The following is a 21,122-nucleotide window of genomic DNA, read 5'->3' as shown; positions in this document are numbered from 1 at the left end:
CACATCATGGCGCAGCGTTTTACCAACAAGGTCGTTCTGGTGACCGGCGGGGGCGGGGGTTGCGGTGCCGCCGCCGTGCGGATGTTCGCGCAGGAGGGCGGGCGCGTCGGCATTGTCGACCGCTCCGCCGAGAACGGCGCGGCGGTCGCGGCCGAGATCAAGGCGGCCGGCGGTGAGGCCTTCTTCGCCCAGGCGGATGTCTCGGTGTCATCGCAAGTGACGGCGGCGGTCGATGCGGTGACCAAGGCGCTGGGGCCGCCGACCGTGCTGTTCAACCATGCCGGCACCATCATCGTGAAGCCATTCCTCGAAACCACGGAGGAGGAGTGGGACTGGCTGATGGCGGTGAATGTGAAGAGCATGTTCCTTGTCACCAAGGCGGTGCTGCCGGGCATGATCGCGGCCGGCGGCGGCAGCATCGTCTGCACCTCCTCCATCTCGGCCATCGCGGCGACGCCGATGGAGGTGGTCTACAATACGAGCAAGGGCGCCTGTCACATGTTCGCCCGCGCCATCGCGGTCGATTTTCGGGATCGCAAGATCCGGTGCAATGCCGTCTGCCCCGGCTTCATCCGCACGGCGCATGGCATGTCGGAAGTCGAGAAGCTGACGGCGCTGGGCGTCGATGCCTCGGATGAGGTGATTGCCGCACAGCAGGTGCGCATGTGCGAGCCGGAGGAGGTAGCGCGCGCCGTGCTGTTCCTGGCGAGCGACGACGCCTCCTTCATCACCGGGACGCATCTCTTCGTGGACAATGGTTTCACCGCTGTCTGACCAGCGCGCATGAGACTTATGTGCGGCGCAGCATTTGCTCGGAGGCTGCGCCGTCCCACTCTTGAGGCACCGGGGCGGCTACGAGCCGTCTCGCTTCGCGGCGCAGGTGGCGCCGGCCTGGCCGCACGGAGCTTTAGCGGTCATACGTGAACGGAGACTTGCCTTGAAAACCAACCTCTTTTTATCGGCCTTCGCTGCCGTCGGAATTTTGAGCAGCGGCGCAGCCTTCGCGCAGTCGGCGCCAGCTAGCGTCGTTACCCTAAAGCCGGGCCAGACAGTCGACGGCGCTGGTCCCGCGCAGACGGCACCCGCCGTTGTTGCAACCCAGAGCGCCTCCGACGTAGGCGTGGTGAACCTCAAGCCGGGTGAGACTTTCGGCACGGCGTCACAGGCCGATCTGGGCGCGACGCAGGCTGGGGCGACTTCTCCCGCCGGCTAACACGACCGCGTATCGCTTCGTCATGTGAATGAGGGCCGGCGGGGTTTAGAACCGTTGGCCCTTTTTTACGATTCGGGCAGCAGGCGGCGGCCGTTGCGCTTACGGGGATCGCCGGCTTGCAGGGTGGCCCGTTCGCGCTCCTTGAGACGGCGGACCGCGAGGGCTGCGGGGAAGCTCGCCCAGGCGATGCTGTAAAGTAGCACCGCACCGCCAAGCAGGAGGCGGAAGCCGAGTTCCGTCGCGATGAGGTTGGCGAGCGGCGTCGCGATAACGGAGAAGGCGCCGTTCAGGGCCCAGGCCCAGGGTAGGAAGCCGCGCCCCTCGCGGGAGACCTCGGCGAGGCCGAGCGGGAATGGCATGCCCAGCACGAAGGATAGAGCGGCAAGCCACACCGTCAGCAGCGCGATCCGCAGGGGCAGCGGCCAGCCGATGGTGGACAGCATAACGCTCGGCAGCAGCACGAGGCTGACGAGCAGCAAACCAAGGATCACCGGCCAGAGGCGGGTCAGCAGCGCGCGGCGCGCGACCATGCTGCCGAGACCCGAGAAGAGTAGCATCCCGCTCAGAACCAGCGCGAAGGCGGTGGTGACGTCGTCAAGGTAAAGGCTCGCCTCGCCGATCAGCGCGATCTCGATGAAGAGATAGCCAAGGCCAAGTGCCGGGAAATAGATCAGCGCGCGGCGCAGTGGCCGGCCCTCGGCACCGATGCGGCGAGGCGCCGCCAGCGGCAGCAGCAAAACAACGGCCGCGACCAGCGCCGCCTGCGCCAATACGGCGAGATTGATGAGTGGGCCGAGTTCCTGCTGCGGCAGGATCTCCAGCCGCTTGAGCAGGGTGCCGAGGTGATCGAGCCGCAGGATGTCGAAGAATTGCGGCCTGTCCAGCGTCTGTGGCCGGAGGTCGAATTCCCGCGACGAGGCGGTGGGCTGCCCAGCCAGCACGCCAGCAGCCTCGTCGGCGATCGAGTCATCGGCGGTGGCGCTGGACTCGACCTGTCCGGCGGTGAAGGAGATCGCGGGCAGGTCGTTGTAAATATTGGCTCGCGCGGCGGCGACATCCATGCCGGGGTAGAAGGAGACGTCGAAGGAACGGTCGTCGCAGAATTTCCGCACGGCCGCGATGCGGCTTGAGTCCCATGGTCTGCGGGCAACGAGGATGCGGACGTTCCAGGCCGAGCGATACACCATGACATGGGCGGCGGGGTCGGCGACGCCGGCCGCTGCTAGACCCGCCCGCACCGTCGAGATCATGCGGAGCGCATAGACGGGGAAGTCGCGGATCGAGACCGGGATCGAGATCATGCCCTCGGCGCTGAGCGCGCGAAGGTCCTTGGCGATGGCACCGGCCGTGAAGGTGGTGGCATTGGCAGGGTCGGCCGCGAGAAAGCCGTCGGATATTTCAATAAGGTCGAGGCTGCCGGGCTCCGTGGTGTGGATGAGCGCGAGCGGGCTGCGGCCGAGCACTGTGACGCCGGGTGCCGCGCGTAGATCCGCCCGCAGAACGGGATCGGGTTCGTCGGCCAGGATCGTTGACGCGCCCAGCCTTTGCGCCTGTGCCGCTGCCCAGCCACCGGCATCGCCGATCAGCAGGACGCGAGGGTTTTTCAGCAGGAGATAAGGCGCGGCGGCCAGGGTGCCTGGCGCGTACCGGCTGTCGAGCTGGCCGGTCGATGGGACCGCGGCGATCCGCGCGCCATCGCGATAGAGGCCGAGGGTGCGCGGCGGGCTGGGCACATTCAGCATGCCGCTGTCGTTGGAGAGGTCGGTATCCACGCGCTCGGTGAAGTCGTCGAGCAGGGTGTAGACGCCGCGCGGCGAGAGGGTCTGGCGCTTCACCAGGGCATTCGGCGTGTGCAGCGGCGCGTAGATCGGCTTGAACTGGTTGAAGTCGGCGACATCGCCGACGATCAGCAAAGCCTCCCCGGCCAGCAGTCCGACAACGGCGGCAAGGATCGCGGGGAGACGATAGGCGCCGCGCGGCACGAAAAATGCCATGGCGCCTAGCGGCAACAGCAGCGCGGGCAGCAGCCGGAACGGGTGCAACACGAACATCAGGCCGAGCACGAGAAGCGCGCCAAGCCCAGCGCCGCCGAGGTCATAGCCATAGACGCGGGTAGTCTCGGTGGGGCGCGTGACGAAGCAGAGGCTGATGAAGATCCCGGTCAGGAAGAAGAAGGGCAGGAGTTCGAGGTAGTAGAGGCCGATGAGCCCGATCTGCGGCCACAGCGTGACGGGGTTCTGCAACTGCAGCGGGTTGAAGGGATTGCGGATGATCAGCGCATATCCGGCGGCGGCGGTGACCACCAGGGCCGCCGGCAGGAAGGCGAAAAGCCAGCCCCTATGTCGCTCCAGCCAGTCGCGTGCGACGGCGGTGAAGACGCCGCTGATGGCGAAACCCGCCATCACGATCGAGATGACCCAGTAGCCGTATTCGGACCAGGAGGCGACGGCGAAATAGCGCGTGAGCGCGATCTCGATCCCTGTCGAGGCGAGGGAAACGAGGAGCAGCGGGACCAGCGAGATGGCTCTGGTCTGTGCCATCGTGCCGCTCATGCCCAGACCCGCTGGCTCAGGAAATTGGCGAGCACTGTGTTGAAGCGTGTTGCCTGGTCGATGAAGAGCGCGTGGCCGGCATTGGGAAAGATCACACTGACTGCCTGAGGATCGTTGCGAGCGAGATTGCCGGCCTGGCCGGCGAGGCCGGGGCGCACACAATAGAGAATGGGCACGCCTGCGGCGTAGACTGCCTGGCGCCAATAGCTGCGCGGCACGCGGTAATTCAACAGCGCGCGGGACGCTGGTTCAGGCGTGATGAGGCAGGTCGCCGTGAGACGGTCGAGATAGGCGGGGGACTGCGGCGAGCGGAACATGCCGCGGACAAAGCTTCGCATCATGACGGGATAGGGCACCGGCGCCCGTCCATGGCGGCGATGGGGCACGGTCTCGGGGCGTGGGGGCGGCGATTCGCCTATCGAGTTATCGACGAGCACGAGGGCGGAGAGCCGCTGCGAGCCATCGGTGCCGACATAAGCAAGGCTATCCAGCACGCCGAGCGACCAGCCGCCGAGCACCACCTTGGGTGCGCCGATCGCATTCAGCAGCTCCGCGATATCCTGGCCGCGCCGGGCAGCGGTGTAGCCGGTGGCGGGGATCTCGCTATCGCCCTGGCCGCGCGGGTCGAGCGCGATGACGCGGCAATACTGGCCGAAGTACAGCAGCTGCGGGCTGAAGATCCAGGCGGGCATGGTCCAGCCTGGGATCAGAACCAGGACATGCTCGGCGCCGGCACCTGAGACCGGCCGGGTTTCGAGGTAGTGCAGCCGCACGCCGTCGCTGGTCATGAACGCTCGGCTGGCAGCGCCGAGCTGGGCCGCGTTCGCGGGCTGCTGGGCAAACAACGGCAGTCCGGCGGCGGCGAGCAGGGCGGTGCGGCGGCTGATCACTGTGTCACGGCCAAAGCGATCTGGTGGAAGAGCACGGCCGGCAGCGAGCCGCCGGTGACATCCTTCGCCATGGGGGTGTTGTCGTCATTGCCGATCCAGATGCCGATCACGCGGCCGTTTACCCCGCCGATGAACCAGGCGTCTCGGCTTTCCTGCGTCGTGCCGGTTTTGCCCCCGACATAATAGCCCGGAATGGCCGCCGCCGTTCCCGTGCCGTAAGCAACCACCGCGCCAAGCATCTGCCGCATCTCGCCAGCGAGGGCGGGGCTGATGACCGGCTGCGCGACGAGAGGCGGCGCCACGAGGTCATGCCCCTCGGCGGTCAGCGCGGTGATGCCGTGGGGGAAAACGCGGCGGCCGCCGTTGAAGAAGGTCGCGTAGGCACCGGTCATTTCCAGCAAGCCGACCCCGCCGGAGCCGAGTGCCAGGGTCATGTCGTCGGGCAGCGGATCCGTGACGCCCAGGCGGCGGGCGATGGCGGCGACGGCGCGCGGACCGCCGGCGCGCTGCATCAGCCGCACCGAGGCGGTGTTGAGGGACAGAGCCAGCGCGGTGGAAAGGCTGACGGTGCCGTGAAAATGATGCTCGTAGTCTGTTGGGCGCCATTGGCCGATGCGGATGGGGGCGTCGAGGATGGTGTCGTCCGGGTGCATCCCCGTCATCAGCGCCCCGAGCCAGACGAAGGGCTTGAAGGAGGAGCCGGCTTGGCGGCGAGCCAGCACGGCGCGGTTGAAGAAGCTACGCCCGGCCTCCGATCCGCCGACCAGCACCCGCACGGCGCCGGTGGCCGCGTCCATCACGACAACCGCGCCCTGATGGGCTCCGGCTGCGGCTCCGGGTCCGGCGAGCAGGGCCGCGAGATCGGCCTGAACGATGGTTTGCAGCGCCGGGTTGAAGGTGGTGGCGAGGCGGGAATCGGTATCCGCCGGGATCAGGGGGCCGGCCTGCTGGGCGGCCCAGGAGGCGAACCAATAGTCGGCGCCGACTGCGCGGGGCGGGAAGGCGATGGCGTTGGCGGCGGCATCGGCCTGTGCCGGGGTGATATTCCCGGCGCGCACCATCGCCGCCAGCACTTCCTTCGTGCGGGCGGTCGCCGCGTCGAGGTCGGTCAGCGGGTTGAAGCGCGAGGGGGCGCGAGGCAGGCCCGCCAGCATCGCCGCCTGCCACAGCGAGAGGTTCTGTGCGCGCACCCCGAAATAGGTCTGCGCGGCGGCATCCATGCCCCAGGCCCCGGCGCCGAGATAGACCCGGTTGAGGTAGATTTCGAGGATCTCGGAAGGCGTGAAATGCCGCGTCAGCCAGAGGGTCAGCAGCAGTTCCTGCGCCTTGCGGCGAACGGTGCGGGCATTGCTCAGGAACAGCGTCTTGGCGACCTGCTGCGTCAGCGTCGAGCCACCCTGCACGACGCGGCCGGAGATGAGATCGACCACGGTGGCGCGGGCCATGCCGAGCAGGTCGAGACCACCATGTTCCCAGAAGCGCCGATCCTCGACCGCGACGACCGCCTCCGGCAGATAGGCCGGCACCGTGTTAAGCCGGAGAGAGCCGCCCGAGAGGTCACCGAAATGGGTAAAGGGGCGGCCAGTCTGGTCCGTGAGCACCAACGACGGGCGGCGCAACGAGGCGATGGCAGCCGAGGGGCGCGGCATGTCCCAGGTGAACCAGAGCAGCACGATGGCGACGGCGAGGCCGCCCCAGACGCTGATCAGCAGCAGCCAGCGAAACAGTCCGAGCAGGCGACGGCCATGGCGCCGGGGCGCACGGGGCTCGGCAATCGGGGCTTCCGCGGCTGGCGAGTAGAGGGAGGACGGATAGGCGACAGGGGGGTAGGCCGGAGGGAATGTTTGGGGCGGATAGGCTGGCGCCGGCCCTAGGCCTTGACCGGGCGGCGCCATGTTGCCGGAGTTGATGTTGTACATGAAGTAAGTGCGCTATCATCCGGTCGAAACTCTGCGACCATGATAGCAAGGATCTTGCGCAGTCAAGGAAAAGGCGGGAGCCGCGTAGCAGTCCGGCGGCGCGGCCTTTGCTAGACGGAATACCGCCGGGCCGCGACGCCCAATTCCTCTGGCGGCGACGCTGGGGCAACGGGCGGGGTCGCTGATCCCGGAAAAAGCATATCGAGCCGCACATCCGAGGGCGATATGAGCGGGACCTCGGCGCCACCCGGCACAACGCCGGCGGAAGCGGAACCCCAGCAATCATACAGCCTAAAGGCCCCGTAGGTTCCGCCAATGGTTAACGCCGCAGCGACCCAGAACCATGGTGAACTTACCAGGGAGGACCCATTAGTGTCCGCGCTGGTCTGGGCTGCCGCTGAGCCGTTTGTCGGATTAGAGGGATCGGTCGCTGAGCTTGGCCACGGAAGCGCTTCCCAGAGACTGCCAAAATATGTCCATCGATTGTCGGCCGCGACCACTCCCGGCATGTGGCCGAGTGATCTGCCCGGAGGTCTGGTAACCGGCAATCGCGTGCTGGTGGTTTTGGAGGCGTATTTTTCAGGCCAGGCGCAAATGCCAGATTTCCCGAAATAGGCTTCGAACTTCGTCTTTTGGCGGCAAGGCGAGATGGTTGGCATATGCGACCCCTAAAGCAGCGGGTCATGAGAGGCCTAGAATGTTAACACACTGAAAATTTACGGAGATCCGCGTTAATTTGGTTAACACGACCCCCGCTTGCGCAGACGTACACTGGATAGCGTATAACGCGGGAATTCGACCTGAATGGAGATGCGGATGAAAGGTGTCTATCCGGATGCCTCGGACGGGCTCGCGGATATCTACCGGCGCGTGGTGTTGCCGCATGATCCCGTTATCACCCTGCATGAGCACAAGCTGATCTCGGCGGCGGAGCTGCCCGACATCCTGGCCGGGCACGACTTCATGCTCAACGACCACACCTTCCTGCCAACCGAGACGATGGCCCGCTGCGAGCGGCTGCGCCACGTCATCTTCCTCGGCACCGGCGCGCGCTCCTATATGGATGTCGAGGCGCTTGAGGGGATGGGCGTCAGTGTCCATACCATCAAGGGCTATGGCGACCGGGCGGTGGCCGAGCATGCCTTCGCGCTGATGGGCGCGGCTGCGCGCGACATCGCGGCGATGGACCGGGCGATTCGCGCTGGCGGCTGGGCGCGCAGCGAGGGCATGGAACTCGGCGGCAAGACGCTCGGCCTGCTCGGCTTTGGCGGCATCGCGGCTCACATGGCGCGGCTGGCGAGCGGTATGGGGATGCGCGTGCTGGCCTGGAACCGCACGCCGCGCACCGCTCCGGGCGTCACCTTCGTCGATCTGCCCGAGCTACTGGCCGAGAGCCAGGTGCTGTCGCTTCATCTGTTGCTGACCGATGAGACGCGGCACATCGTCGATGCGGCAGCCTTGGCGGCGCTGCGGCCCGGCGCGATCCTGGTCAACACCGCGCGCGGCGGGTTGGTGGATCAAGCCGCTCTGGTCGCGGCGTTGCATAGCGGCCACCTGCGGCATGCGGCGTTGGATGTGTTCGACCAGGAGCCCTTGCCGCCGGGAAACCCCTTCGCCGCATTGCCCAATGTGACCCTGACGGCCCATAGCGGTTTCAATACGCCCGAGGCGGCGGAGACGCTCATCCGGCGTGGCCTGGACATCGCCAAGGGTCTTTCGGAAGGTTAAGCTTTCCGCGATAGAGACACCGGCCGGCTGGCGGACGTGGCGGAACCGGTAGACGCAGCAGACTTAAAATCTGCCTCTCGAATGGGAGTGCGGGTTCGATTCCCGCCGTCCGCACCAGACGGTTCGACCTCCGCCGAGGGTGACGGCAGGCGGTTAGGTTGCCGGCGGGAAAACCCGCACCGCATCCGGCGCTATGCCGAGTTTCAAGGTCGTGCCCGGCGCGGGGGAGGCCCCGGCGCCGAGGCGCGTGAGGTCCACCAGTGCCAGGGTGCCCGCTCCGATATCGACCTGAAGCCGGTGCGTGCTGCCGTGGAACACCGTGCCGGCGACGACACCATCGATCACCGAGAATTCGCTCGACGGCCCGCTTCCGGGCGCCAGAAGTGCGATGCGCTCCGGCCGGATACTGGCAGTGCAGGCGATGCCGACGGTCAGACCACGCGGGGCGCCGCGGGCCCGGACCCGGCCGCTGCCGCAGGAGATAACGCAGTCTTCGCCGACGCGGCTGAGTAGCCGTGCGGGCAGCATATTGGTGCTGCCGAGAAAGCCCGCGACGAAGGGATTGGCGGGGCGGTCGTAAAGCTCGGCCGGCGCGCCAATCTGCGCCACGCGGCCCGCCTGCATCACCACGATGCGGTCCGACAAAGCCAGCGCCTCGGTCTGGTCATGCGTCACCATGATGAAGGTGATGCCGACGCGGGATTGCAGTTGCTTGAGCTCGTCCTGCATCTGCGCGCGGAGATGCGCGTCGAGCGCGGAAAGCGGCTCGTCGAGCAGCAGCACTTCGGGATGGCGGATGAGGGCACGGGCCAGCGCGACACGCTGCCGCTGGCCGCCCGATAGCGCCGCCGGGCGCTGGCCGGCTTTCTCGGCGAGGCCGACGAGTTCCAGCATCTCCTTTACCCGTCGCGCGATTTCGGCACGCGGAGCTTTCGCGACGCTCAGACCGAAGGCGATATTTTCCGCGACGGACATATGCGGGAACAGCGCGTAATCCTGGAAAACCGTATTCACCGGGCGGCGATAGGGCGCGTCACCCGTGATGTCCCGGCCGCGCAGCAGAATGCGGCCTGAACTTGGCGTCTCGAAACCCGCGATCATGCGCAGCGTCGTGGTTTTGCCGCAGCCCGAGGGGCCGAGCAGCGTCAGGAATTCGCCGGCCTCGATGTCCAGATTGAGGTCGGCGACGGCGGGCGGCGCATGGCCGAACCGCTTTTCGATTCCCGTCAGCGTGATGATCGGCGCGCCTTTCTCGGGGCGCGCCGCGGTGGAAAGTTCAGTCACCTTCCTTCATTCTCTCATAGGCAGTTGCAATGGCGCGGCGGTTCTTCATCGGGATGGTGAAGACGGTGTCCTTAAGCGCGGTCTGCGGATCGTCGGGCAACGCCATGTCAGCTTTCTGCTTCGCGGTGAAGCTGTCGAAAGCCTCCTGGTTCGAGGTGCCGTAGCCATATTCGCTGACCAGCGCCTCGGCCGAGGGATCACTGAGCTGCGCGTTGATGTAGTCGTAAACCTTGTCCATGTCCGTCGCGGTCTTCAGCACGACGAGGCCGCAGACCCAGGTGAGCATCTTCTCCTTGGGGTTCATGAAGGCGACGGGCACTTTCTGCTTGCGCAGATTGGTGTAGGAGGCGTTCCAGGTCATCGCCGCCACGATCTCACCCGAGGCCAGGGCCTGTTCGACCGAGGTCATGTCGTTCGTATACAGGCGCATGAGCGGGCGCTGCGCGCGCAGAATGGCGGCGACCTTTTTCACCTCATCGGGTGTTTCGTCGAAGGGATCGACTCCGGCCATGATCGCGCCGACGACCCAGGTGTCGTGAATCGCATCGATCGTCGCGAGTTTGTTCTTGTAGGTGGGATCGAACAGCAGCTTCCAGCTATCGGGCGTGCCCTTCACGAGATCCGTGCGATACAGCACCGAGGTATTGCCCCAGTCCCATGGCACCATCCAGACCTTGCCATCCTCGACCACACCCGGAATGTCTTTCAGCACCGGATAGATTTTGTCCCACTGCTTGATGCGCGCGGGATCGATCGGCTGGACCAGACCGGCATTCTTCCATTCCGGCAGCTTGTCGGTGCAGGGATGCACGATATCGGGATGAAATCCGGCTTTGACTTTCGCTAAGGCCTCATCGTCATCGCCGAAAACCGTGATGTCGACGCCTTCCTTGTGTTCCGCGAGATAGGGCTTGTGGAACTCGGGCAGTTCGTAGCCGGACCAGGTGTAATAGGTCAGCTTGTCGGCCGCGTGGGCGCGGCCGGCGAAGATCCCGGTGGTGGCGAGCGCGGCTGCGAGCAGGGCGCCGCGACAGACAGTTGAGCGTGGGAATGGCGGTGATGCGGCTCGGGACATGGCACGATCTCCTTGAACGGCTGGATTGGCGGTCACGCGAAGGCGGTCTTGTCCGTGCCGCGCCGGCGGATGAGTTCCGCGCAAAGCACGAGGCAACAGGAAAGCAGCAGAATGAGCGTGCCGAGCGCGAGCATGCGCGGCAGTTGCGTCGGGAAGCGCAGATGCGACCAGATGAACAGTGGCAGAGTTTGCTGCGTGCCGACGAGGAAGAAGCTCACGATGAATTCGTCGATCGAGGTAGTGAAGGACAAAATCAGGCAGGAAATCACCCCGGGCGCCGCGATCGGCAGCGAGATACGGCGAAAGGTGGTCCACGGCGGCGCGCCGAGATCCATCGCGGCTTCCTCCACCGCGCGGCTATAGGCGGCGAAGCGGCCCCGCATGATGACGATGCTGAGCGGCAAACAGACGATGATATGGCCGAAGGTCACCGCGATCAGCGAAGGCCCGATGCCGATCAGATTGGCGACGATCAGCAGTGCGATGCCGAGGATAACGCCGGGCACGAAGAGCGGCACGACCGCCAAGGCGGCCACCGTGCGCGTGGCGACGCCCCGGCCGCGCGTCAGCGCATAGGCGGTGAGGGTGCCGGCCGAGGTCGCGGCGAGGGATGCGACCACCGCCACCTTTAGACTGTTCAACGCGGCGGCATGCAGATCGCTATCCGCGAGGAGTTCCTGGTACCAGCGCCAGGTAAAGCCGTGCAGCGGGAAGGCGACATAGGTCGCATCGTTCAGCGAAAACAGCGGCAGCATCAGCACCGGCGCGTAGAGGAATACCAGATAGACGCAGGCATAGAGGCCGAGTGCGGAGAAGCCGCGCCGTTTCATGCGAGGGCTCCGCTTTGCCAGCGGCGCCAGCCGCGCCACGCGCCTCGTCCGACGAAGAAGGCAATGGCGAGAAACGCCATGACGGCGACAGCCATCGCGGCGCCGCCCGGCCAGTCATCGAGGCTGGAGAATTGATCCTCGATGAGATTGCCGACCATGAGGCTGGAATTGCCGCCGACCAGCAAAGGCGTCGCGTAGTCGCCGAGCGTCGGAACGAAGACGAGAATGAAGGATGCGGCGACGCCGGGGAAGGACAGCGGGAAGATGATGCGGCGGAAGACCGTCCATGGCCGCGCGCCGAGATCGAGCCCCGCTTCGCTGAGGCGCGTGTCGATCGCACTAAGACTCACGAAGATCGGCAGGATCGCGAAGGCCGCATAGGCATGAGCGAGGGTGACGACGACCGCGCCGGGGTTATAGAGCAGCGTCTCGAAGGGCGCGCCGGGAATATGCAGCGCCACAAAGGCGGAGTTGAGAATGCCGTTATAGCCGAGGATGGTTTTCCAGGCGAAGACGCGCAGCAGATAGCTGGTCCAGAACGGCAGCGTGACCAGGATGAGCCAAAGCGCGCGGCGGTCGCCGGCGCGGAAGGTAATGTAATAGGCGACCGGGTAGGCAAGCACGACAGTCGCAAGGCTCGCGAGGCCGGCGATGATTAGCGAACGCAACAGGATGCGGGCGAAAAGCGGATCCTGAACCAGGCTCGTGTAGTTATCCGTGGTGAAGGAAAACGCGAGGATCTGGCCGTCATTATTGCGAAAACTGAGAACCAGCAGCAGCGCGAGGGCGAACAAGATTCCGGTCACCGCGACCAGGCCGGCGGGGAAATTGATTACGCGCTCGAACGGGCTGCGGCGCTCCATGGGGTCAATTGAGTTTCAGTGGGGTGAAAAAGTCAATTAATTTTGCATGCTGGTTGAAAAAGATTGTTTTGGCGCTTTCCGCCCCGCATCATCGGCTAGTCTGGTCCGCGTGAGGTTCGCCCTTGTCCGTTGTGTCTCTTCCCGATGCCGCCGAAGGAAAACCATCCGATGCCGACGATCTTCGGCTGGGGGCGCAGATCCGTGATCTGCGGAAAAGCCGGGGGCTCTCGCTGCAGCAAGTCGCCAGCGAAGCGCGGCTTTCGGTGGGGCTGCTGAGCCAGATTGAGCGCGGATTGTGCTCGCCCTCGATCCGTTCGCTGCGGCAGATCAGCGAGGCTTTGAACGTCACGCCCGGACGCTTCTTTCGCGAGGAGGGCGCGCCGCCTTCGGAGGAGATCGGCCTCATCGTGCGGCGCGGGCAGGGCCGCCAGCTCAAATGGCCGAGCAATGGTGTCACGAAGTGGCTGATGTCGCCGGATGTCGCCGGAGCGCTGGAAATGCTGCTGGTGACGATCGAGCCGGGCGGCGCGTCAGGGCCGGAGCATTACACGCATCGCGGCGAGGAATGCGGCTTCATCGTCCGGGGCGCGATGCTGCTTTCCATCGAGGAGCGCAGCTTCCTGCTGCAGGAAGGCGACGGCTTCCGTTTCCGCAGCACCATTCCGCATCGCTTCGAGAACGCGGCGCCCGGCCGTTCTGAGATCCTCTGGGTTCTGTTGCGCGAGCCGGGAGATCGTCCAGCTCAGGTCTCTGCCTGAATGAGCGGACCATGCCGGTCAACGAGCGTGGCGCTGGCCTGGTTCAGCCCGATGAGTTCCACCCGCGTCCCATGCCGGCGCATCTTGGTGACGACGCCTTCCAAAGCGCCGACCGAGGTCACGTCCCAGAAATGGGCACCGCTGAGGTCGATGAGCACGCTTGCCGCCGTATCCCGCAGGTCGAAGCTATCGGCGAACATATCCGCGCTGGCGAAAAACACCTGTCCGGTCACGGTGTAGGTTCGGGTCTCGGTGGACTCGTCGTAGGCGCTCGCCACCGCCATCATGCTCATGACCTTGAAGGCGAAGAAAACGCCACTCAACAGCACGCCGACGACGACACCGGCTGCGAGGTCGCTGGTCGCGACCGTCACCACAACGGTCGCCAGCATCACCAGACTCGAGACCTTGGGATGGCGGACGAGATCCCGGAACGAGGTCCAGGAGAAGGTGCTGATCGAGACCATGATCATGATGGCAACCAGGGCCGCAACCGGAACACGCGCCACCCATGGCCTCAGCAGCACCATGAGAATGAGCAGGAACAGCCCGGCGACAAGCGTCGAAAGCCTGCCGCGTCCGCCGTACCGGACATTGCCGACCGTCTGGCCGATCATGCCGCATCCGGCGATGCCGCCGAATAGCCCGGCGGCGACATTGGCCAGCCCGAGACCCGTGCATTCCCGCGCCTTGGAGCTGGTGGTTTCAGTAAGATCATCCACCACGGTCGCCGTCATCATGGATTCCAGGAGGCCCACCACCGCCATTGCCAATGCGTAAGGAGCGACGATGCGGAGCGTCTCCCACGTCAACGGCACATGCGGCAGCACAAGGCTGGGCAGCGATGACGGCAGCCTGCCAAGGTCCGCAACGGTATGCAGAGGCATGGGCACGAGGAAACTGATGCCCGTAAGGACGACGATGCAGATCAGTGGCGAAGGAATTGCCGTCGTAACGCGCGGTAGAAGGTAGATGATGGCGAGGCCGGCCGCGATCATCGCATAGGTGTGCCAGCTCACCCCGAGCATCTGCGGCACCTGGGCCGAGAAGATGAGGATGGCCAGGGCGTTGACGAAACCCGTGCGGACCGAGCGCGAGACGAAACGCATCAGCACGTCGAGCCGCAGCAGGCCAAAGACGATCTGGAACGCACCTGCAAGCAGAGTAGCGGCCAGCAGATAGTCAAGGCCGTGTGCCCGGACGAGCGCGGCGGCGACAAGCGCCACGGACCCCGCGGCGCCGGATATCATGGCGGGACGGCCGCCTGTGAAGGCGATGACGATGCCTATGATGAAGGAGGCAAAGAGCCCAACCTCAGGGTCGACGCCCGCCACGAAAGAGAAGGCGATGACCTCGGGGATGAGGGCGAAGGTGCCCACCATCCCGGCGAGAACCTCGCGCCGGAGATCGCCGAAGCTGGTGAACCATTCGGAACGGTAGCGAGACAACGCGTGTGTGTTCATCGGGGTGTCCGCAGTAAGCGCGCGAGGGCGGCATCGGCTGCCCCGATGCTCGATACTCGTGTCGTATGCGTTGTCCGGCGGATTGGCGGCCGGAAGAGCCACCCGGATTTACACCGGGTCCGAGGCGAATGCCTGGACCGTAACCTAGGTTTTGCGGCGGTGCAACATAAGTGGCGCTTAGTCAGCCGGTGAGCGTTTGAGAGCCGCCTTGACTAAACGTGATGATCTAATGCTGAGCCGCTGCCCCGTGGTTCGTCATGGCACGCGAAGGCGTGGATGCTCGGCCTTCGCCGAGCATGACGTGGGGGAAGGCCCGGCTCAAACTCGTGAGATGTGACTTCACCCCCTGAATTAGACCGGCGGAGCCGCGCACCACGCCCCGCGCTTGCTACCAATTGTCAGGGCGTGCGGGTGATCCGGCGGCGGCGCTCCGCGCTGGTCAACTGGTCGGTGATGAAGGCGTGGGCGTGGCGCGCGAGATCGATATTGTCGTCCCAGGTGTTGCGCCAGATCCCGGTGATGATCGAGAGATCCTTGTCCACCACAGCGGAGGAAAAAGATTCGAACGTCACGGTATCGGTATAGCCGTTGTCGAGCAGCGCATCGAAAATTGGCGGAAACTCGATGGTGCCGGCGCCGAGATAGCCGCGATTGCTTTCGCCGATATGGAAATAGCCGAGCCGGTCACCGGCGGCGCGAATGGCGTCGGCGGGGTTGGCCTCCTCGATGTTCATGTGGAAGACATCGAGATGGAGATAGACATTCGGCTCGCCGACCTCTTCGAGAAAGGCGAGACCCTGGGCCGTGGTGTTCAGCAGGTTGCTCTCGAAGCGATTGACGATTTCGAGGTTGAGGGTGACGCCAGCGGCAGCCGCGGCGCGCGCGACTTTGCGGATGGTGTCGATGCTGTTCTGCCGGCCGCGCGCCGTCGGCATGGTCATGTATTTGCTATGGGCCGAAAACAGGATGCCGCCGAGCTTCTTGGCCCCGAGATCGCGGGCGACCGACACCGCTTCCAGCAACACGCGCTCGCCCGCCGCGACGACGCTTGCGTCCTCGCTGGAGATGTCGTTCGCGGGCAGCAGTCCCATCGTCACGGCGATGCCTATTTTCCGCTCCGCCATCTTGCGGGCGAAGGAGGGCACATCGAATTTCTTCGGGTCGAGACGAGGGAATTCGATCAGCGTGTAGCCAAGCTCCGAGGAGCGTTCGAGCGCGCGATCGAGATCCGCAGGGGTCGAGCCGGCCGACCAGACGAAGGCATGGATGCCGATGGGGTTCATGTTTTAGGCGTTCTCCGGTTAGGGCGGCGGTTTTGGCGCTATTTCGCCAGAAGATCCTTGAGCGTCGCGATCACGCCGCGGTCGGCGATCGAACGGCGGCTCGCCTCGAAAGCCTCGCGGAAGCGTTGAGAGCGATCCATGCCGAGGCCAGCGAAAACCGGCAGCGACAGGAACCTCGCGGGATCGGGATCTTTCGCGGTGGCCCGCTCGGCATCGGTCAGTCTGGGCTCGGGCGTCGTGAAGTGCTCGCCCTTGTCGTCCACCCCGCCGAGGCAGCGGGCAAAGGCGGCGAGGAGGAAGGCGAGGCGGCGCGGATCGCCATCCTTCTCGATAACGGCGCGGATCGTATCGCCCGCGAAGATCGGAATGCGTGACGCACCATCCGAAGCAATGCGGATCGTCTGATCGCGTGTCGCGGGGTTGAGGTAGCGCTCGAGGAGTTTGTCGCGGTAGCCGGTCAGCGACATGCCCGGCGGGGCCGCGAGCAGCGGGATCACATCGCGATCCCAGAATTGCCGCAGCAGCTCCGCGATCTGCGGGTCCGCCACAGTCTCATGGACCAGCCGGTAGCCGGCGACGGTGCCGGGGAAAGCCAGCATGCTGTGTGACGCGTTGAGCATGCGGAGTTTGATCTGCTCATAGGCCCAGACGTCGTTCGTCATCTGCACACCGACGGTCTCGAACTTCGGGCGCCCGTAGCGGAAGTGATCCTGCATCACCCACTGGACGAAATCCTCGCAGAAGATCGGGATCGCGTCGTCGATGCCGCTGGCGGTGTTGAGGCGGCCGCGATCCGCCTCGCTGGTCGCGGGCGTGATGCGATCGACCATGCTGTTCGGGAAGTCGATCTCGGCTTCCATCCAATCCGCGAGCTTGGGGTCGCGGGCGCGGGCGAAGCTGGTATATGCGAGCTTCGCGACATCGCCGTTGTGCCGGAGATTGTCGCAGGAGAGGATGGTGAAGGGTGCGATGCCCTGCGCGCGCCGGCGAGACAGCGCTTCGGCGACGAAGCCGAAAGCAGTGCGCGGGTTGGTGGGATTGGCGAGGTCGTGGACGATATCCGGCGCGTTGAGCCGGAACTTATGCGTCTCATCGTCGATGTTGTAGCCACCCTCGGTCAGCGTCATCGTGACGATGCGGATCGCGGGATCGACGAGGCGCTTCAGCACCGCCTCGGGATCGGCTGGCGCAAAGAGATAGTCGACGATCGAGCCCACGACTGCGATTTCGGGCGGTGCCGCGGGGGGACAAACGGTGATGGTGTAGAGGTAGTCCTGCTCGGGGAAGGCCGCCGCCTTGGCGCGCTCGGGCGGATTGTCGAGCAGGCCGATGCCGAGCAGCGCCCAGTCATCATGGCCGCCGGCGGCGATCAGCTTGTCGAGATAGACCGCCTGATGGGCGCGGTGGAAATTGCCGACGCTGAAATGCGCGATGCCGGGGCGCAGGCGCCCGCGGACATAGCGCGGCACCGCGACGGCTGAGGGCAGCGACGTCAGGGTTGCGTTGCTCAAAGTGACCATGGATCTCTCCCCTAAGCACGCCTCGCCGCCGTCGAGGTTGACAGGTGGGCGGGCCGCCGCTTGATCTGTGCCGGTCATAACCGGCGGCGGGGAGAGAAGACACCGATGGACCTCGGTCTTCAAGGGCGGAGCGCAATCGTCTGCGCCGCGAGCAAGGGGCTGGGCCGCGCCTGCGCCCTGGTATTGGCGGGCGAAGGGGTCGCGGTGACGATCACCGGCCGCGACGAGGCTCGGCTGAAGGCGACGGCGGCGGAAATCGGATCCGCGACCGGCGCGGTGGTGCTGTTCGCGCCCGGCGATATCGCGACCGAGGCGGGCCGCGCCGCCGCGCTGAGCGCCTGCCCCTCGCCCGATATTCTGGTGAATAATGCGGGCGGCCCGCCGCCGGGCGACTTTCGGGACTGGGAGCGCGAGGATTGGATCAAGGCGCTCGACGCCAATATGCTGGCGCCGATCGCCATGATGAAGGCGGTGGTGGATGGGATGATCGACCGGAAGTTCGGGCGGATCGTGAACATCACCTCGGCTTCGGTGAAGTCACCGATCCCTAACCTCGGCATGAGTAATGGCGCACGGTCCGGGCTGACGGGATTTGTCGGTGGCCTGTCGCGGCAGGTCGCGCGTCACAACGTGACGATCAACAATCTGCTACCGGGTCCGTTTTTGACCGATCGGTTGAAAACGACGATGGCGGGGGCCGCGAAGGCTGCAGGTAAGAGCGTTGACGAGATTTCGGCTCAGCGCGCCGCGCAGTCGCCGGCAGGGCGTTTCGGCGATCCAGACGAGTTCGCCAGGGCCTGCGCTTTTCTGTGCGCGGCGTCGTCCGGCTACATCACGGGCCAAAATCTGCTCCTCGACGGCGGAGCATTCAACGCCTCCTTCGGCTAAGGCGAGTCTGTATTATCCGAAGCGCGTAGCTTTCCCCTCCCTGCAAGGGAGGGGTTGGGCGGGTTCGTTCGGGCGCTGTCAGCTCGACCTGTCGCCGCAAGCACCCACCCCCAGCCCCTCCCTTGCAGGGAGGAGAAAAACGGCTACTCCGCGCCCCCCGCCTTGGTCGGCGTGAATGACGGTGGGTCGCTGGCGGGAAAGCTGTGGTCGAGGTCGACGTCGATCCCTTCCTTTTCCTCCATCGGCTCGGGTGGCGCATCTGGAAGAAGCTCGTAGTCGTCTTCCAGCATCTCCGCGCGCACCCAGAATTCTTCCTCACGCCCCTCGGGCGATCCCTCCTTCTCCCAGAGGGCGTAGGCACGTTCCCGGATCCGGCTCTCACGATCCTGGCTGTCAGACATCGGCTTTCCCCCTCCTGAGCGCCGGATTCTCGGCCGGCTCCGCGCCATGGAGATTCGGATGAGGGGCGGCGGCGTCAAGGGACAGAAGGGGAACGATGTGGCGTTCGGATGAAGACAATCCAGCTTGCGACGATCCCGCAGGCCGAAAACGCCAGGAAGCCGACCATCGGCCGCGCTGTGCCATCCGCCAAAAGACCCATCAGCGCCGTTATGACCGAGCTGCAGGCGAATTCGACGCAGCTGCCGATGGCGGCGGCGGCGCCCGCGATGGCGCCCATCGGCTCCATGGCGGTGAGGAAGGCCGGGGCCAGGATCAGGCCGAGGCAGGTGAAGATGAAGAGGGTCAGCGCGACGAACGGCCAGAGCAGGGTCATGCCGCTAAACACCAGGACGGCGAGCGTGATCGTCGCGATGGCCGTCGCGAAGGCTGCGCCACCGAGCAGCCGGGGCGTGCCAAACTTGCGCATCATCGGCGCGTTGAATTGGCTGATGCCGATCAATGCGATGGCGTGGCAGGCGAAGAGAACGCCGAAGGTTGTCGGCGACAGGTGATACAGCGTGACGATGACGAAGGGCGAGCCCGAGATGAAGGTGAAGAGAATCGCCTGGGCGAAAGCCGCGATCATGATCGGTGCCATGAAGGTGCGGTTTCGCAGCAGGCGCCCGTAGGTCAGCAGGATCAGCGTCGGCCGCGCGCTGACGCGGTCAGCCGGTGCCAGCGTTTCCGGCAGCAGAAACCAGACCATCACCGTGACCGCGGCGCAGATCACGATCAGCACGCCGAAGATCAGCCGCCAGCTGGTGTACTGGACCAGGAATCCGCCGAAGACCGGCGCCAGGATGGGCGAGACGCTGAGCGAGAGCATCGCCAGGGAGAGCAGCCGCGCGGCATCCGGGCCGGTATATTCGTCGCGGATCACCGCCATGGGAACCACGAAGGCGGCGGCCGCGCCAAGGCCCTGGAAGAAACGCGAGACGATCAGCGTTTCGATGGAGGGGGCGAAGGCAGCACTGACGGAGGCGATGGCGAAGATGCCGAGGCCGACGAAGATGGGCAACCGGCGGCCGATGCTGTCCGACACCGGGCCGTAGATGATCTGCCCCGCCCCGAGCGCCACGAAGAAGCTCGTCATGCTGAGCTGGACGGTGCCGGGATCCGTGTGCAGGTCCGCCGCGATGGCGGCGAAGCCTGGGATGTACATGTCGATCGCGAAGGCGCCGATGGCGATGAGAAGCCCGAGTACGATGGCGCGGCGATAGAGGGACGGGCCGGCCATGAAGAGCGCCTCGGTTAGCTGCGCGGCATCGCACCGCGGAATGCAGGAGTGGCCGAAGCCGGATCGGGTTCACGGCATGCCGAGGCAGCCATCGCCGTCTTATAGCAGCCGAGGCTGTAAGCCGAAGGCATGCGTTTGCATGGCACTCGCCGCGGGGCGTGATCTCTGCACTCCCATGCAGGGGGGAGAAGGCTCTGCGTCCCTGAAACAGTCTCGAAAGGCCCGGCAGCGGCCGCCTATGCCGCCAAGCCGTAGCGGCCTGCGGCAAGCCCTACGCAGCCGGGGTCGGCGATGAAGAGCGCGCCGGCGAGGGGTTCGCTTTCGCGCTCGTAAGCGGCGGTGGTGATCGCGAGGCGGTCGAAGTTTGGGCCGCAGAAGGTGCAGGAGGTCACGCGGGAAGCGGGCACCGTGATGCCGCGGTCAAAGCTGCCGTCCGGATGGAACCGGCTCACCCGGCCGCCATCCCAATGCGCGACCCACAGCCCGCCCTCGGCATCGCAGGTCATGCCGTCCGGATAGCCGTCCGCCTCGGCGAAGTGGATATGCGGACGCTTTGCCGAGAGCATGCCGCCCGGCGCCCGTTTGAAGGCGTAGACCGTGCGGGCGGGAGAATCCGTGTGATAGAGCGTCGCGCCGTCTGGGCTGATGGCTGGCCCGTTCGTGACGGTATAGCCGGCGTCGAGCTGAGCCACCGCGCCGCCCGGCGCTATGGTGAAGAGCGCGCCGATGGGGGCGCTTTCCTTGTCATCCATGGTGCCGCAATAGACACGGCCGGTCGCATCGGCCTTGGCGTCATTGAAGCGAGCAGTGGGTGGCAGCGCCAACCGCCAGTCGAGGTTCCGCAGGATTTCGACTGGGGCGCCCGGAATGAAGCTGGCGTAGACGATGCTGTCTTCCAGCCCGACCAGAAAATCCCCCGAGCCCGCGCATTCGACGAGCCAGCAGACGCGGCGCGGCATCGCCCATTGCTGAACCCCGGAACCGTCGATCGCGCAGGAGAGGACGCGCTTTCCCAGGATATCGACGAAGAAGAGCCGGTTCCGGCTGGGCGACCAGAGCAAGCCCTCGCCAAGTGTGGCGCGGCCCTTCCAGATCGGCAGCGCCTGGATGTCTCGGGTCTTCGGCATCATGCAACCCCTGGTTAGTAAGCGCCGCACCCTGCCGCCAGCGCGCGGTCC

Annotated in this window: 18 protein-coding genes, 1 tRNA gene and 1 other annotated feature; of the genes, 6 read left to right on the top strand and 13 right to left on the bottom strand. The window is 65.6% G+C overall.

Annotated elements, in window-relative coordinates; translation table 11 throughout:
• Nucleotides 1–6: 6 nt before the first annotated feature.
• Nucleotides 7–774, top strand: coding sequence for an SDR family NAD(P)-dependent oxidoreductase (locus tag GSQ92_RS09150; RefSeq protein ID WP_158802967.1), 768 nt, complete (start codon nucleotides 7–9; stop codon nucleotides 772–774).
• A 163-nt stretch (nucleotides 775–937) separates the two neighbouring features.
• Nucleotides 938–1,213, top strand: coding sequence for a hypothetical protein (locus GSQ92_RS09145; RefSeq protein ID WP_159013378.1), 276 nt, complete (start codon nucleotides 938–940; stop codon nucleotides 1,211–1,213).
• Nucleotides 1,214–1,278: 65 nt separating this feature from the next.
• On the opposite strand, the gene GSQ92_RS09140 is transcribed toward GSQ92_RS09145, so the two are convergent.
• The 3 genes from GSQ92_RS09140 to GSQ92_RS09130 are packed head-to-tail and all read right to left on the bottom strand — an operon-like array spanning nucleotide 1,279 to nucleotide 6,574.
• A complete protein-coding gene (locus tag GSQ92_RS09140) occupies nucleotides 1,279–3,753 on the bottom strand; it encodes a hypothetical protein (protein WP_158802965.1) in 2,475 nt (824 codons plus the stop codon).
• An 8-nt stretch (nucleotides 3,754–3,761) separates the two neighbouring features.
• The gene (locus tag GSQ92_RS09135) at nucleotides 3,762–4,655 is read right to left on the bottom strand and encodes an alpha/beta fold hydrolase (protein ID WP_158802964.1); all 894 of its coding nucleotides are present in this window, start codon (nucleotides 4,653–4,655) and stop codon (nucleotides 3,762–3,764) included.
• The gene (locus tag GSQ92_RS09130; protein ID WP_305782225.1) at nucleotides 4,652–6,574 is read right to left on the bottom strand and encodes a transglycosylase domain-containing protein; all 1,923 of its coding nucleotides are present in this window, start codon (nucleotides 6,572–6,574) and stop codon (nucleotides 4,652–4,654) included. The genes GSQ92_RS09135 and GSQ92_RS09130 overlap by 4 nt, the downstream gene beginning before the upstream one ends.
• An 816-nt stretch (nucleotides 6,575–7,390) precedes the next feature.
• Here GSQ92_RS09130 and GSQ92_RS09125 point away from each other — a divergent pair.
• A complete protein-coding gene (locus tag GSQ92_RS09125; RefSeq protein WP_158802963.1) occupies nucleotides 7,391–8,302 on the top strand; it encodes a D-isomer specific 2-hydroxyacid dehydrogenase family protein in 912 nt (303 codons plus the stop codon).
• A 30-nt stretch (nucleotides 8,303–8,332) separates the two neighbouring features.
• Nucleotides 8,333–8,419 (top strand) — tRNA-Leu (locus GSQ92_RS09120).
• A 36-nt stretch (nucleotides 8,420–8,455) separates the two neighbouring features.
• Here the strand turns inward: GSQ92_RS09120 and GSQ92_RS09115 are convergent.
• The 4 genes from GSQ92_RS09115 to GSQ92_RS09100 are packed head-to-tail and all read right to left on the bottom strand — an operon-like array spanning nucleotide 8,456 to nucleotide 12,354.
• A complete protein-coding gene (locus GSQ92_RS09115) occupies nucleotides 8,456–9,586 on the bottom strand; it encodes an ABC transporter ATP-binding protein (RefSeq protein ID WP_216850048.1) in 1,131 nt (376 codons plus the stop codon).
• The gene (locus tag GSQ92_RS09110) at nucleotides 9,579–10,661 is read right to left on the bottom strand and encodes an extracellular solute-binding protein (RefSeq protein ID WP_158802962.1); all 1,083 of its coding nucleotides are present in this window, start codon (nucleotides 10,659–10,661) and stop codon (nucleotides 9,579–9,581) included. Before GSQ92_RS09110 ends, GSQ92_RS09115 begins: the two co-directional genes overlap by 8 nt.
• A 32-nt stretch (nucleotides 10,662–10,693) precedes the next feature.
• Nucleotides 10,694–11,491: an ABC transporter permease gene (locus GSQ92_RS09105; protein WP_158802961.1), complete on the bottom strand. Its 798-nt coding sequence runs from the start codon at nucleotides 11,489–11,491 to the stop codon at nucleotides 10,694–10,696.
• A complete protein-coding gene (locus GSQ92_RS09100; protein ID WP_158802960.1) occupies nucleotides 11,488–12,354 on the bottom strand; it encodes an ABC transporter permease in 867 nt (288 codons plus the stop codon). Before GSQ92_RS09100 ends, GSQ92_RS09105 begins: the two co-directional genes overlap by 4 nt.
• 131 nt (nucleotides 12,355–12,485) lie before the next feature.
• On the opposite strand from GSQ92_RS09100, the gene GSQ92_RS09095 reads away from it, so the two are divergent.
• Nucleotides 12,486–13,112: a cupin domain-containing protein gene (locus tag GSQ92_RS09095; RefSeq protein WP_254065638.1), complete on the top strand. Its 627-nt coding sequence runs from the start codon at nucleotides 12,486–12,488 to the stop codon at nucleotides 13,110–13,112.
• On the opposite strand, the gene GSQ92_RS09090 is transcribed toward GSQ92_RS09095, so the two are convergent.
• From GSQ92_RS09090 to GSQ92_RS09080, 3 genes are all read right to left on the bottom strand, one after another.
• Nucleotides 13,097–14,575 carry a SulP family inorganic anion transporter gene (locus tag GSQ92_RS09090; RefSeq protein WP_159013377.1) on the bottom strand — a complete coding sequence of 493 codons (1,479 nt, stop codon included), beginning with the start codon at nucleotides 14,573–14,575 and terminating at the stop codon, nucleotides 13,097–13,099. The genes GSQ92_RS09095 and GSQ92_RS09090 overlap by 16 nt on opposite strands.
• A 68-nt stretch (nucleotides 14,576–14,643) precedes the next feature.
• Nucleotides 14,644–14,699, bottom strand: a sequence feature (sul1 is cis-regulatory element that is thought to sense ions involved in sulfur or methionine metabolism; They are found in Alphaproteobacteria).
• 274 nt (nucleotides 14,700–14,973) lie between these two features.
• A complete protein-coding gene (locus tag GSQ92_RS09085) occupies nucleotides 14,974–15,858 on the bottom strand; it encodes a sugar phosphate isomerase/epimerase (RefSeq protein WP_158802958.1) in 885 nt (294 codons plus the stop codon).
• A 38-nt stretch (nucleotides 15,859–15,896) separates the two neighbouring features.
• Nucleotides 15,897–17,378: a mannitol dehydrogenase family protein gene (locus GSQ92_RS09080; RefSeq protein ID WP_158802957.1), complete on the bottom strand. Its 1,482-nt coding sequence runs from the start codon at nucleotides 17,376–17,378 to the stop codon at nucleotides 15,897–15,899.
• A gap of 105 nt (nucleotides 17,379–17,483) precedes the next feature.
• Here GSQ92_RS09080 and GSQ92_RS09075 point away from each other — a divergent pair, with 105 nt between their 5' ends.
• Nucleotides 17,484–18,266, top strand: coding sequence for an SDR family oxidoreductase (locus GSQ92_RS09075; protein WP_158802956.1), 783 nt, complete (start codon nucleotides 17,484–17,486; stop codon nucleotides 18,264–18,266).
• Between the two features lie 143 nt (nucleotides 18,267–18,409).
• On the opposite strand, the gene GSQ92_RS09070 is transcribed toward GSQ92_RS09075, so the two are convergent.
• From GSQ92_RS09070 to GSQ92_RS09060, 3 genes are all read right to left on the bottom strand, one after another.
• Nucleotides 18,410–18,667: a DUF2934 domain-containing protein gene (locus GSQ92_RS09070; protein WP_158802955.1), complete on the bottom strand. Its 258-nt coding sequence runs from the start codon at nucleotides 18,665–18,667 to the stop codon at nucleotides 18,410–18,412.
• Between the two features lie 74 nt (nucleotides 18,668–18,741).
• Nucleotides 18,742–19,944: a multidrug effflux MFS transporter gene (locus GSQ92_RS09065; protein ID WP_158802954.1), complete on the bottom strand. Its 1,203-nt coding sequence runs from the start codon at nucleotides 19,942–19,944 to the stop codon at nucleotides 18,742–18,744.
• A gap of 236 nt (nucleotides 19,945–20,180) precedes the next feature.
• Entirely contained in the window at nucleotides 20,181–21,074 is an 894-nt protein-coding gene (locus GSQ92_RS09060) for an SMP-30/gluconolactonase/LRE family protein (RefSeq protein WP_254065620.1), read from the bottom strand.
• Nucleotides 21,075–21,122 lie beyond the last annotated feature (48 nt).

Origin of the sequence: Acidisoma sp. S159 (assembly GCF_009766125.1) — a bacterium.
In the GTDB taxonomy this organism is placed as follows: Bacteria; Pseudomonadota; Alphaproteobacteria; order Acetobacterales; family Acetobacteraceae; genus Acidisoma.
The sequence above is the reverse complement of the archived record's forward strand: the minus strand, read 5'-3'. Positions and strand labels throughout refer to the sequence as shown.